Here is a 12474-nt window from a genome sequence, read left to right on the forward strand (position 1 = left end):
TCCCTATAGTGTCAGACCATTTAGGACATCCCCAATTATTTGTTTCTATGCTTCTTTTTTTACTTTTGCAGTTGTTTTCTTTCTTGTACCTGTAGTTTTCTTTGGTTTTGTTCGGTCAATTGATGCCTGTAATGCTGCCATTAAATCAGTGACATTAGAAACTGCCTCTTTCTCGGAAGGTGTAACAGTTTCTTTTCCTGTTCGTTTCGATTCAATTAACTCTAATAATGCGGTGCGATATTCATCAGTATACTTTTCAGGTTCAAATTCAGTAGTCAATTGGTCAATAAGCAAAATCGCTGTATCTAATTCCTTTTTTGTCACCTTATCTTCAGAAGGAACATTGGGAACATCAGTTGCATTGCGAACTTCATCTGGGTAGTGAATGGTTTCCATAACCAAGGTATTTTCATACACACGAATAACAGCGAGTTGTTCTTTTGAACGGATCACTATTTTCGCCAGTCCCACCTTTTGCGTTTCCTGTAATGCTTTACGCAACAAAGAATAGGCCTTACCTCCACCCTCATGAGGCGACATGTAATAGCTTTTGTCAAAATATATCGGGTCGATTTGTTCCATTTTCACAAAATCAATAATTTCGACAGCTTTTTCTTCATTTTCTTTTTTTAATGCTTCAAGGTCTTCATTGTCCAAAACAACGAATTTTCCTTTTGTGTATTCATATGCCTTCACAATATCCTCCGGCTTCACTTCTTCCTCGCAAACAGTACATATCTTTTCATATTTAATCGGAGCATGACATTTATTATGCAGAGTCCGAAGCTTAATATCCTTATCCTCAGTTGCGGCATGCAGCTTGATCGGAATGTTAACAAGCCCAAAGCTAATACTACCCTTCCACATCGTATGCATAGAAATTTCTCCATTCCTTTTCTTTTAGTTTTTGTATGCTTGCAAATGAAATTCGTAAAAACATCTGGAAAAGGATGAACCGATAGACAATGTTGCAAAATAAAAAAAAAGAAAGGACATTTATAGAAATGAAACCAATGCTGCCAACACTTACCTTCGCCCCACCTTTAAAAGCCGATTGGCTGTACGAGGTTAAATATGATGGCTTTCGCGCCATTTTAGGATGGGATAAAAAAGGAATTGAATTAACGAGCAGAAACGGCAAAACCCTTATGCCGCAATTCCCTGAGATTAAACAATTCTTAATAAATCACGAAAAACAGTTTAAACCTTTTTTACCTTTGCTGCTTGATGGCGAGCTCGTCTCCCTTAATAATCCATATAAGGCCGACTTTGCTGCTATTCAGGTTCGCGGCCGGTTAAAAGCGGAGAAAAAAATAAGTGAACAGGCTTCGCATTTTCCATGCCGCCTCATGGTTTTTGACGTGTTGATGCTAAAAGGGAAGTCGTTAATAGGAATGACCTTTCAAGAAAGGAAACAAGAATTGATAAAACTATTTCAACAGCTTGGTTTTATGATGGAAGCTAGTCCGTATAATCAAGATTTACTGCAGTTAGTTAAGACATATGAAAAATTTGATGAACTGTGGGAACAGATTGTTTTATCTGATGGTGAAGGTATTGTTGCCAAGCAGAAAAACAGTCTGTGGCAGGAAGGGAAAAGGTCGGAGCAATGGCTTAAATATAAGAATTGGAAATTTGTTAGCTGCTTTGTTACCTCTTATGATAAAACCAATGGGTACTTTTTTGTGGGGGTCTATAATGGAAATAAGATTCAGGGAATTGGACAGGTGCTTTTCGGGTTTAAACCTGACGAGAAACAGGCATTGCAGCAAACTTTGAAACAAAACAAGGTCAGTGAAGATGCTCAATTCATCTATGTGAATCCGGCAATTTGCCTAGAAGTAAAGTATTTAGAACTGTATGATGAGCAGCTACGTGAACCGCATTTTGACCGGTTTCGATTTGATTTAGAACCGATTGAATGTACATTTGAACGTTTTATGTTTCAGCAAAAAAATCTGCCACCAGACTTAGAAATAACGCACCCTGATAAACAGCTCTGGAAAAATCACGATATTCAAAAGGCAGATTATATCCTATATTTGAGGGAATTATCACCATATATGCTCCCATTTTTAACAAATCGCTTATTAACTGTCATCCGTTTCCCGCATGGAATGTTTGGTGAGCCCTTTTATCAAAAAAATTGTCCCGACTATGCCCCTTCATTTGTTCAAACGTTTAAGAGTGAAGAAATCGATTATATATTATGTAATAATCTTAAAACACTCATTTGGCTTGGCAATCAATTGGCCATTGAATTTCATATTCCATTCCAGACCATTAACAGCAAAGGACCTAGTGAAATTGTCTTCGACTTGGACCCCCCGTCTATAGAAAATTTCCATTTAGCCGTCAAAGCAGCCTTACTAATAAAAGAAGTGCTCGATCAATTACATTTAATCGGCTTCATTAAAACATCCGGAAACAAAGGCTTGCAGATTTATCTACCACTTCCTGAAAATGTATATACATATGATGATACAAGGCTTTTTACAAGTTTTATTGCTGAATACCTTATCACACGTGATCCTGATTCGTTTACCATAGAAAGAATGAAAAAGAATCGAGGAAACAGGCTGTATGTTGACTATATTCAGCACGGAGAAGGAAAAACCATTGTTGCCCCTTATTCATTAAGGGGAAATGATTACGCCGGAGTTGCTACACCACTGTTTTGGAAAGAAGTTGATGAAAAGCTACGACCTGAATTTTTCACAATGCAAACTGTCTTGACCAGAGTTAAAAGTCAAGGTGATCCTTTTAAGAATTACTTTCAAACAAAAGAAATCCAACCCTTTGCACCTGTCCTTGAATTTTTAAAACAAAAAAAATGACGTTGGGTGGAAAATAGTGCTCCGAATTTGTTAAAACAGCCTCTTTCGGGCACTAATTTTCAAAATAGTGCCTCTAATCTTCTAAAACTTCCTCTCTCGGGCACTAATTTTCATAATAGTGCCCCTAATCTCCTAATACTGTCTCTCCCGGGCACTGATTTTCATAATAGTGCCCCTAATCTCGTGAAACGGCCTCTCTCGGGCACTAATTATTAAAATAGTGCCCCTAATCTCCTAATACTGTCTCTCCCGGGCACTAATTTTCAAAATAGTGCCCCTAATCTTCTAATACTTCCTCTCTCGGGCACTAATTTTCATAATAGTGCCCCTAATCTCCTAAAACTGTCTCTCCCGGGCACTGATTTTCAAAATAGTGCCCCCTAATCTCCTAAAACTTCCTCTCTCGGGCACTAATATAAAAAAAGTGCTCTATACTAGAAAAAATCTTCTAATCAGAGCACTATATTTGAAATGTTTCCCTTATACTTGTAATGCATCGGTTAAATATTCTTTAGATTTTTCTTGAAGCTTTTCATAGGCAGGTTGCTCCTGGAAATCCTTTTTAGCTAGCAATGTGAACGATCCATTCTTAAGATTTACTTTTACTTGGGCTTCATAAAGGTAAGTAGCATTACCAATTAGGTCCATTGTATAAACCCCAGCAGATTCATGAACAACACATTGAACCATGCCGCCATTATTATATACTTGAATTATTTTTTCAAAATCATTGAAACCATTTAAACAAGTTACAAGCGAGGATGCAGACATTGCTGTTCCACATGCATTAGTAAAACCAACACCACGCTCAAATGTCCTTACATAAATATTCCCCCGGTTCATCACTTTGACAAAACTAACATTCACCCCGTCTGGAAACAAATCATTAGGACCATTAACTTTTTCACTTATTATCTTCTGAGTATCCGTTTGTAGGATATCCGACTCAATAAGTGAAATTAAATGCGGATTGGGAACTGCTAGTGCTGTAAACAAAAATTCAGCGGACAATTCCGGGAGTTTTTCATTAATCAATTCCGGCTTGTTTATTCTTAATGGTAATTTTTCAAGTTCAAACAATACTGGAGAAATTTCCACTTGATATGTCTCAACATTGGGAGATAGCTCAACTTTTTTCCCCACCTTCAAGTCTGCTTTCATTGTTTCAATAACAGCTGTCTCAAGCTTATATTTTTCACAAATAGTTCTAGCCACTAGACGCAGACCATTTCCACACATCGAAGCCTCAGATCCATCAGCGTTAAAAACTCGCATTCTTCCCTCTGCAAGATCACTTTTCATGACAAAGAGAATCCCATCCGCCCCTAACTCCGTTTCCCGATTACATAATAACCGGGCAAGTTCAGCTCGCTGATTTTCCGTGAACGAATAATCATGAGATATTTCATCAATGATTAGAAAATCATTTCCAGACCCATGTCCTTTGATTAAGTCAATTTGCACTTTAGCCCCTCCCATGAAAGATAACCATTTTTTCATTTATTCTAACAAATAATAATCATGAATAAAATCAATAGTTACCTTTCAATAAAAAATTCATGAATTAAAAATGAAATTCTTAACAGCTTGTCCTTTTTAGATATCCCTCCTGCAAAAGTTAGGACAGGGGTATTGGCTTCGGGAAATCGACTACTCCACTCTAGTGGCATCCAGCCTCGCCTTAGTCGTCCAATTTGAAGTTTTGATTTATCGATTACTTGTTCGTCCATAAACATTTTTGATCCCTCGACACTGCCAATAAACCTGCCAGATGCATTTAATAATTCCTTCTTATACCTTAACCAGTCAATTCTCTTTTTTTCATAGCAACCCAAATATTCCATGTTGATGCTAAATACCTCTATTTTTAAATGTCTCTTCTTCTTAATCCGATAGTAACTAATAATTCGATTATCTGAATTATATAAGGCATAGACTTTTGAAAATATCCCCAATTCTTTTTTTCGACATCTTTTTATGAAACCTGCCTGAAAGCCGTCCGGAAAAAAAAGCATTAACCTTGATGCTTGGATGTTTAAATACATAATAAGCAAGTGGCTTGCATCGAAGATTGAATGATAGCCTCGCTTTGATTTGACAATATTTCTACCAATAGAAATGGACTGACGCTTTTTAAAAAGATAGATTTGAAAACTGAAAAAACTGTAAACAAAAAATGGAATGGTGAGTAGCATGATTTCTTTATTTTGTATAAATGATAGATTTCCGCCTATAATGAAAACTGCAGGAAATAATGCTGCAATACTGCCATTTAGCCATATATTTGCGGTTTCTTGATAATATTCATTTATTTTCATGATAGAAACTCCCTTGTCCAGTCCTCTTATACTAGTTTATGGAGATATCTCAAAAAAATGATAGGAGATTATTCTCCGCCAAAGATCGGCATAAAAAAAGTGGCCAAAACAGCCACTTTTCGTTAAATATTCTTTTATTCATTTTTCGCTATTTATACTTTTTGCCTTTAAGTAGCAAGCTCTTTTTTTCTAAAGATAACGATACTAAGTACTAGTAGAATAACAAGCAACAATCCTGCTAAAAGGCTCGTTGGTAATAGGTAGTCTGAAATTCCCTTTGATAAGAGAATTTCGCTAGCATAAGTACCTAATTGAGCCGGACTCCATTCAAGCCAATGTGAAAGTGAACTAGTAACAAGACTTAATACAATAATTACGGCCAATGAAACGAAACCGGCGATTCCAGGAGACAATAAAACAGCACTAAAAAATACCGTAATCGTTAAAATGACTGTCAGCCATAAGCCGTATATGAAAAATGATTGAAAAAAATCCCCGGCGGGAACCCATTTAAATAATATTCCGGTATAATACCATGTCGCAGCATAACCGATAAAAAACGAGAACCACATTAATATAAGACTACCGAACCATTTGGCTATCAAATAGGAACGATAAGAAACCGCCTTCACTAATATCATTGCAGCTACACCGCTTTTTCTCTCAGCTGCAATAATACCCATTGTTGAAAGAACAATGATTAGTACACCAATGGTTGTATATTGCCCTAGGCTTTGAACAAGAACCTCGCCAGCTGATGGTGTCGGTATTTTTATAACAGCCCCTTTTGGCATTTCTCCTAAGGAATCAATAATTTGTGGTAAATAGTAATCCGTTATTGGCTGTTGGACACCAATTAAAATAAACGTAATCGGCACCCAGATCCATTTGAAATTCCGCCAGTTTTCTAACATTTCTTTTTGTAACAATGTCAGCCATTGGCTCATAATCCCACCACCTTCATAAACACATCCTCCAATGTCATACCACTAATCTCGAATTTTTCTAATGGCATATTTTTATCGGCAATGATTTTTAAAAAGTCCCTTCTTGCAAGATTTACGTCTTCTACAAAAACACTAAGTCTCTTCCCTTCAGTCAGTACTGACTGAGTTAATTTATTAGCAGAGAATGAAGCAGCAAACAAATCTGCCTTTTCACTGAAAAAGAAATTGATTTTTGCCTGCTGGTATTTCCCACGTAATTCCTCCATTGTACCTGATTCAACAATACTACCGTTATGAAGAAATAAAATCTCATCACAAACTTCTTCTGCATCACTTAAAATATGAGTTGAAAAAATGATGGTTGTCTCTTTTTTTAAACCTTCTAGAAGGTCAAGCACTTCCCTTCTGCCAATCGGGTCCAGTGCAGAAACTGGTTCATCGAGCATAATGAGCTGTGGTTGATGAATGAGGGCTTGAGCGATTCCTAATCTTTGCTTCATCCCACCGGAATATTTCCCAATTCTTCGATTCTTAGCATCTAAGATTCCTACTAAACGTAACAGCTCTAAAGATCGTTCCTTTGCCTCTTTAGTTTTGAAACCGGCCAGCTTTCCTACATATGTTAAAAATTCTAAGCCTGACATCCAATCGTAGAATACTGGAAACTGAGGAAGATATCCGATTAAATCGCGAATATCCTCACCTTTTTTTGCATCTGTAAAGATTATCGTACCTTCTGATGGTTCCATAAGGCCTGATAGCATCCTTAATGTCGTCGTTTTACCAGAACCATTTGGTCCTATCAAAGCAATACATTTTCCTTTCTCCAGATTAAAATCAAGTCCCTTAATCACTTCATTACCTTGGAAACTTTTTTTCAATCTACTTATCTGTATGAGGGACATCAGTTATTTCTCCTTCCCATGACAAAATAGAGAATTGGACCAATTACACTAATAAATAAAATAACTAAAGTCCAAAGCCATTTCGGACCATTGGTTTCTTCGATCCTAACTAAATCCACAAGTGCGACAACTAACAAAATCAATTCAATTACAGCAATAGGTAGAAGCAAGGCTAAATTTATATTCCCCATGTTATTTCCCCCTTGTTTTCTTTTTCATTCATATGACGTTCGAACGGTCAAAACGTTCAAAAACCCGGCAAATTTTTTGCCGGGCTAATTTGAATTAAATTTATTTAATAAATCTAAAAATCCACGGAAATCGATATTCGGCTCCTTCAAAAGCTTTAACTGCAGCGATAATGGTAAATACGAACACCATTATTCCGATTATTGCCAAGCCAATAAAGCCTATTAAGATAATACACAGGACCCAGCAAACACAAGTATAAATAAAATAAGAAATAATAAAATTAAAATATTCTTTTCCGTGATAATCGATAAATGACGATTCATCCTTTTTAATTAACCAAATGATGAGCGGCCCTAAAACTGGGAAAAATAAACTTAACACATAGATGGCAGCAGCAAGCGTTTTTTCCTCACTTTTTACCATATCTTTATACCCCCATGAAAAATATTTTAATTTACCCTACCATATACGCAGGACCGATTAATATGTTTCATATTATTAAAAAAATTTATCGACTGTATTCACATTCAATAAAAATCCTGATAAATTGATAAAATAAACAAAATAATTTTATTAATGAAAAGAAAGGTTTTATGATGTCAAAAATACTTTTAAAAAACGCAACGGTATACCCAATTACAGCAAAACCATTTAAGAATGGGGAGGTATTAATAGAAAACGGAAAAATCACAAATGTAGGAAAAAATATTGCCACTGAAACAGATGTTAAAATGATCGACTGCGGCGGACAATATCTGTTCCCAGGATTTATTGATGTCCATACACACCTTGGGCTTTATGATGAAGGCACAGGCTGGGCAGGTGATGATGCTAACGAAACGTCGGAAACATTAACGCCGCATGTAAGGGCTATTGATGGAGTTTATCCATTAGATCCAGCTTTTATGGATGCCGTAAAAAGTGGCATTACAACCGCACATATCATGCCGGGAAGTGCCAATGTGATTGGTGGAACTACAGCTGTCATCAAAACATCAGGAAAAAACATAAAAAAAATGATAGCCCAAGAAATAGCCGGGTTAAAAATGGCTTTAGGAGAAAATCCTAAAAAATTTCACAGTCATGGAAATGCCAATTCGATTACCAGAATGGGAATAATGGGAAAACTACGTGAAGCGTTTTACCAAGCCATGCATTGCGATAATCCTGATGATTTAAGAGTTGCACCGCTTGTTATGGCTTTAAAACGGGAAATTCCGGTAAGAATCCATGCCCATCGTGCTGACGATATCATTACAGCAATCCGGTTTGCCGAGGAATTTAATCTTGATGTAAGAATTGAGCACTGTACTGAAGGACATTTAATCGCTAGTGAGCTAGAAGGGCTGAATTTGAAGGTTTCCGTTGGACCCACATTGACTAGACGCTCGAAGGTTGAATTAAAAAATAAGACGTGGAAAACCTATCAGGAATTGTCGAATCATGGAGTAGAAGTGTCTATCACGACAGACCATCCTTATACACCGATTCAATATTTAAATATATGCGCAGCTATTGCCGTACGCGAAGGTCTCCCTGAACAAAAGGCATTGGAGGGAATTACGATTAACCCTGCAAGAAATTTAAGATTAGATCATCGCCTTGGAAGTATTGAAGTCGGTAAAGAGGCTGACTTAGTATTGTGGAGTCACCATCCATTTCATTATGTTGCAAAACCAAAATGGACAATGATCGGTGGCGAAATGGTCTACTCGGACTTGTAGAATGATGTTGAAATTTGGGAATAAAAATTTACAAAAAATCAACAAAAATCTATTTCTTTTTTAGCTTTTTTTTTGTATTATACTCTCAGATAAACTATTTTTGACCAGAGAGAAGCTGGAGGGTTAACGGACATATTAGTTACAAAAAAACGATATAGGGAAGGCAAATGGTGCGCCACCAGTTAACTGGTTCTAGTGGGTTCGATTCCCACCCCGAAATTTTTTAGCAATAATATAAAAAATTTCGAGGGTGGGCCGCTTCTTTTGACATGGAATCGGATTGCCCTAATGGAGGGATATTCATGCTAAAGAAACGTGATCTTCATGACAGCCACGAATTATACGAATTAATGACGCATCCAGATGTCTTCCCTTTTGTACGTCAAAAAGCCTATTCCTATGAAGAATTCTTATTTATTACTAAACAGACCCTTGAAGCAGAAGAACGCGGCGAAGTAATTTCACGTACCATTCTTGATGAATGGGGCTCGCCGATTGGAACCATCAATTTGTATGATATTGAAGATAAGGCAGGATTTTTGGGTACTTGGATTGGGAAGCCATTTCATGGTAAAGGCTACAATGTTCCAGCAAAGGACGCTTTTTTTCAAGAGCTTTTTTATGAAATTGGAATTGAGACGGTTTTTATGCGCATTAGAAAAGTGAACATTCGTTCTATAAAAGCTGCTGAGAAGCTCCCTTATGTAGTTAAGGCCAATGAAACAAGAGAATCAATCTATGAGCAATTGAATGCAGATGGTGAAGTATATGATCTATATGAAATTCCGAAAGATTTATATTCCCTTCACTATATGCGAAATGGCTCCGTGCAAGATGATTCGTCACAATTGCTTGAAGCATAAAAGAAGGCAATCGGTTTTTGACCGATTGCTTTTTTTATAGGCTGTTAAACTTGCCTGTTGATTTGCGCTCAAGAAGCGAGCATCCGCGGGCGTTCCGGGGAGCCTCCTCGGCGCTTAAGTGCCTGTGGGGTCTCCCCTGCCCCATACTCCCGCAGTACATTGAATTACATCCTTGAATCCGCCCACGCAAGAAGGAAATGCGATAGCATTTTCGAGGATCTCTCGCCTTCCGCTCCAATCAACATAGTTTCAAAAATCAACAATGGCCTTTAACACAGCCTTTTTATAAGATAGAAAAGTATAAAATTCGATTTCGAGATTTGTCCAGCAATAGGCGGTCGCCTTGCTCTTTTCTAAAAAGGATAACATTATTATTCCATTACGTTCTGTTCTATTGATTCATCCACTTCACTAAGACCCATTTGGAGCAAAAATTCTTCTAATTCCTCATTTGTTAACGTTTCAAAACGGCCATCATGAAAAAATACTTGGGTTTGATTTGGATTTATTCGATTAAGATTAAAACTCATTTCTCTTTGCTCCTTTCCACAGATGATTACTTATTACTATTAACAGAAGATTACGTTTTCATACTACAAAATCAAATTATTGTATAGGCCATATAGATTTTATGTAAATAAAGAGAAAATAATCAAAAGGATGTCCCTAAAGTGACAGTCACTTTAAGGACATCCTCTTGATTTTGTTTACAGCTTATTTATCTTCCCGAGAACATCCTTTCCCCCTGTAACTGGGATAATGCTCCCCGTAATAAAGCTTGATTTTTCATCAACAAGAAATGATATCATTCTGGCAACATCTTCTCCTGTTCCGGGTCTGATTACACAAGATTCTTCATCAACACTACCTAACGTATCCGCAATATTTTTTTCTTTCCATTCTTTAACGATATCCCCAGGGCAGACCATATTAGCCGTAATGCCATATTCCGCTTCCTCAATGGCAATTGTCCTCGTTAATGATGCTAGCCCAGTTTTAGCCGCTGCAAAAACAGAACGATAAACCCACCCCGGTGCCGTTTCCACTCTGTCGAACCCCATTGTAATAATCCTGCCCCAGTTTTGTTTTCTCATAATTGGGATTACGAGCTTTGACAAATAAAAAACAGCACTTAAATTTCCATCCATTAAATACCTCCATTCGTCAAAGGAATAATCTGTTAGCCTTTTCCGTTCATGGATATAGGGACCTGCATTATGAATTAAAATATCAATTGAAGGATACAACGAAAGAGCCTCTTCAAAGATTTGAATACATTCATCTAAATTTGAAACATCACCTTGAATTGCGATGTTTTTTGTTCCATAGGTGTTGTTTAATTCGTTCACTAAATTGACGGCTTCTATTTCACTATTTCGATAGTTAATCACAAGTTCAAAGCCTTTTTCTGCAAGCTGATAGGCAGTCATTTTTCCTAGACCAGCAGCTCCACCAGTAATCAATGCCGTTTTTTTCGTCACAGATTCTTACCTCACTATTACTTGAATTATCCTTTTTACTATATGTTAAAAAGAATTGTTTCTATATGCAAATTTTAAAGTTTGTTCCCAGTATTTTTGTTTTAACGGATGGGCAGGTGTTCGCATACGATGTGGTATTAATGAAAAAGGATTTTTATTCATGAGAGGATGGAGAAAAATGTTTCCCTTTAATATGTTCCCCTTTAATAAAGATATGAAGGAATCATTACAAAATATGAAACCTGATGAAATATCCAATTATGTTCAGGACATTATCACTAAAGTCATGCCTGGTAATATGAAAGGAATGATGAATCCACAGGACTTTCAAAACAATTTTCAATCAGGCCAAGCTAGGCAACCTGAAAATTCAAATGGTATATCTTCGACGGCTTATGAAACACATGATTTTGTTTTTGTCAGGATTTCAATCAAATCAGAAGAATGGGTAAGAAAACTGCGTCTCTACCATACTTCTAATCAACTTATTATCGAACATATCCCCCAGCATGAAGATAAACATATCATTACCCTACCTGCAATTGTAAAAAAGAAAGGGGCTGCTGCAAATTATAAGGATGGCACCCTTGAGGTAAGAATACCAAAAAACATTGATATGCAGTATTCGCAAATTGATGTAACTGAAATTATGTAGCTGTCATACTTTCACATGTTTTGTTCACTGGAAAAATAATGGTTCAAGGGAGGTTCAAATGGAAGTAAATCAGTTCAGTAAGTGGCTCGATGTTGCCCAACAATTTCAAGCAGAGCAATTTTGGAATCAATTTTTTGATAGTAAAAATGCCCAACAATTCTCAAACAGCCATTCCTTCACAGCCATAAACGAATATGTTCCAAAATGTGATCTGTATGAAAAGGATACAAAACTAATTGTTGAAGCTGAGGTGCCTGGATTAGGAAAGGAGAATCTTCAGATCTCCATCCATCAGCAGATCTTAACAATTACAGGAGAATTTAAATCATTAACTCCAAATTGTCAATATTATTTAAAAGAACGAGTGAATCGCAGATTTAAAAAAGAAATTACGCTACCATTCCCAGTAAATATTCATAAAGTCAGAACAGAAATAAATAAAGGAATTTTAGTCATCAGCATGCCAATTAATCGTGAAGAAGTTGAGGACATTCCTATTAAAGTCGATTAGCTTTATTAGAATATGAAGAGGATGTCCCTAAACAAAATGTC

14 protein-coding genes are annotated in these 12474 nt (G+C 36.7%); 5 read left to right on the top strand and 9 right to left on the bottom strand.

What is annotated here, in order from left to right; genetic code table 11:
* Window positions 1–45: 45 nt before the first annotated feature.
* A complete protein-coding gene (gene ku, locus BN1082_RS18370) occupies window positions 46–876 on the bottom strand; it encodes a non-homologous end joining protein Ku (RefSeq protein ID WP_090636809.1) in 831 nt (276 codons plus the stop codon).
* A 128-nt stretch (window positions 877–1004) separates the two neighbouring features.
* Between ku and BN1082_RS18375 the strand changes: the two genes are divergently transcribed.
* Window positions 1005–2837 carry a DNA ligase D gene (locus BN1082_RS18375; RefSeq protein WP_090638401.1) on the top strand — a complete coding sequence of 611 codons (1833 nt, stop codon included), beginning with the start codon at window positions 1005–1007 and terminating at the stop codon, window positions 2835–2837.
* A 480-nt stretch (window positions 2838–3317) separates the two neighbouring features.
* Here the strand turns inward: BN1082_RS18375 and dapF are convergent, their stop codons facing one another.
* The 6 genes from dapF to BN1082_RS18405 form a co-directional block, all read right to left on the bottom strand.
* Window positions 3318–4301 (bottom strand): diaminopimelate epimerase, encoded by a 984-nt coding sequence (dapF, locus tag BN1082_RS18380; RefSeq protein ID WP_090636811.1) that lies wholly within the window; start codon window positions 4299–4301, stop codon window positions 3318–3320.
* Between the two features lie 74 nt (window positions 4302–4375).
* Window positions 4376–5155 (bottom strand): hypothetical protein, encoded by a 780-nt coding sequence (locus tag BN1082_RS18385; protein WP_090636813.1) that lies wholly within the window; start codon window positions 5153–5155, stop codon window positions 4376–4378.
* A 167-nt stretch (window positions 5156–5322) separates the two neighbouring features.
* Window positions 5323–6102 carry an ABC transporter permease gene (locus BN1082_RS18390; RefSeq protein WP_090636815.1) on the bottom strand — a complete coding sequence of 260 codons (780 nt, stop codon included), beginning with the start codon at window positions 6100–6102 and terminating at the stop codon, window positions 5323–5325.
* A complete protein-coding gene (locus BN1082_RS18395) occupies window positions 6099–7007 on the bottom strand; it encodes an ABC transporter ATP-binding protein (RefSeq protein ID WP_090636817.1) in 909 nt (302 codons plus the stop codon). Before BN1082_RS18395 ends, BN1082_RS18390 begins: the two co-directional genes overlap by 4 nt.
* Window positions 7007–7198, bottom strand: a complete 192-nt coding sequence (locus BN1082_RS18400) for a PLD nuclease N-terminal domain-containing protein (RefSeq protein ID WP_090636819.1) — start codon at window positions 7196–7198, stop codon at window positions 7007–7009. The genes BN1082_RS18395 and BN1082_RS18400 overlap by 1 nt, the downstream gene beginning before the upstream one ends.
* Before the next feature lie 100 nt (window positions 7199–7298).
* Window positions 7299–7622: a DUF4870 domain-containing protein gene (locus tag BN1082_RS18405; RefSeq protein ID WP_090636821.1), complete on the bottom strand. Its 324-nt coding sequence runs from the start codon at window positions 7620–7622 to the stop codon at window positions 7299–7301.
* Between the two features lie 173 nt (window positions 7623–7795).
* Here BN1082_RS18405 and BN1082_RS18410 point away from each other — a divergent pair, with 173 nt between their 5' ends.
* Both BN1082_RS18410 and BN1082_RS18415 read left to right on the top strand, forming a co-directional pair.
* Window positions 7796–8923: an amidohydrolase gene (locus tag BN1082_RS18410; protein WP_090636823.1), complete on the top strand. Its 1128-nt coding sequence runs from the start codon at window positions 7796–7798 to the stop codon at window positions 8921–8923.
* A gap of 302 nt (window positions 8924–9225) precedes the next feature.
* A complete protein-coding gene (locus tag BN1082_RS18415; RefSeq protein ID WP_090636825.1) occupies window positions 9226–9786 on the top strand; it encodes a GNAT family N-acetyltransferase in 561 nt (186 codons plus the stop codon).
* Between the two features lie 371 nt (window positions 9787–10157).
* On the opposite strand, the gene BN1082_RS27735 is transcribed toward BN1082_RS18415, so the two are convergent.
* Together BN1082_RS27735 and BN1082_RS18420 are read right to left on the bottom strand one after the other, a co-directional pair.
* Complete coding sequence (locus BN1082_RS27735; RefSeq protein ID WP_176699868.1) at window positions 10158–10316, bottom strand: hypothetical protein; 159 nt, start codon at window positions 10314–10316, stop codon at window positions 10158–10160.
* 177 nt (window positions 10317–10493) lie between these two features.
* On the bottom strand, window positions 10494–11267 hold the full coding sequence (locus BN1082_RS18420) for an SDR family oxidoreductase (RefSeq protein ID WP_090636827.1): 774 nt from the start codon (window positions 11265–11267) through the stop codon (window positions 10494–10496).
* Window positions 11268–11445: 178 nt separating this feature from the next.
* On the opposite strand from BN1082_RS18420, the gene BN1082_RS18425 reads away from it, so the two are divergent.
* Window positions 11446–11922, top strand: coding sequence for a spore coat protein (locus BN1082_RS18425; RefSeq protein ID WP_090636829.1), 477 nt, complete (start codon window positions 11446–11448; stop codon window positions 11920–11922).
* 58 nt (window positions 11923–11980) lie between these two features.
* The gene (locus BN1082_RS18430) at window positions 11981–12433 is read left to right on the top strand and encodes an Hsp20/alpha crystallin family protein (protein ID WP_090636831.1); all 453 of its coding nucleotides are present in this window, start codon (window positions 11981–11983) and stop codon (window positions 12431–12433) included.
* The last annotated feature ends 41 nt before the right edge of the window (window positions 12434–12474 follow it).

This window comes from Neobacillus massiliamazoniensis (genome assembly GCF_001048695.1).
Classification (GTDB): domain Bacteria; phylum Bacillota; class Bacilli; order Bacillales; family Cytobacillaceae; genus Neobacillus; species Neobacillus massiliamazoniensis.

Excerpts from the sequence above, each read along its gene's own strand:
- BN1082_RS18395 (WP_090636817.1), bottom strand. The coding sequence starts at position 7,007 with ATGTCCCTCATACAGATAAGTAGATTGAAAAAAAGTTTCCAAGGTAAT.
- BN1082_RS18410 (WP_090636823.1), top strand. The coding sequence starts at position 7,796 with ATGTCAAAAATACTTTTAAAAAACGCAACGGTATACCCAATTACAGCA.
- BN1082_RS18375 (WP_090638401.1), top strand. The coding sequence starts at position 1,005 with ATGAAACCAATGCTGCCAACACTTACCTTCGCCCCACCTTTAAAAGCC.
- BN1082_RS18400 (WP_090636819.1), bottom strand. The coding sequence starts at position 7,198 with ATGGGGAATATAAATTTAGCCTTGCTTCTACCTATTGCTGTAATTGAA.
- BN1082_RS27735 (WP_176699868.1), bottom strand. The coding sequence starts at position 10,316 with ATGAGTTTTAATCTTAATCGAATAAATCCAAATCAAACCCAAGTATTT.
- BN1082_RS18385 (WP_090636813.1), bottom strand. The coding sequence starts at position 5,155 with ATGAAAATAAATGAATATTATCAAGAAACCGCAAATATATGGCTAAAT.
- BN1082_RS18415 (WP_090636825.1), top strand. The coding sequence starts at position 9,226 with ATGCTAAAGAAACGTGATCTTCATGACAGCCACGAATTATACGAATTA.
- BN1082_RS18405 (WP_090636821.1), bottom strand. The coding sequence starts at position 7,622 with ATGGTAAAAAGTGAGGAAAAAACGCTTGCTGCTGCCATCTATGTGTTA.
- BN1082_RS18430 (WP_090636831.1), top strand. The coding sequence starts at position 11,981 with ATGGAAGTAAATCAGTTCAGTAAGTGGCTCGATGTTGCCCAACAATTT.
- ku (WP_090636809.1), bottom strand. The coding sequence starts at position 876 with ATGCATACGATGTGGAAGGGTAGTATTAGCTTTGGGCTTGTTAACATT.
- BN1082_RS18425 (WP_090636829.1), top strand. The coding sequence starts at position 11,446 with ATGTTTCCCTTTAATATGTTCCCCTTTAATAAAGATATGAAGGAATCA.
- BN1082_RS18390 (WP_090636815.1), bottom strand. The coding sequence starts at position 6,102 with ATGAGCCAATGGCTGACATTGTTACAAAAAGAAATGTTAGAAAACTGG.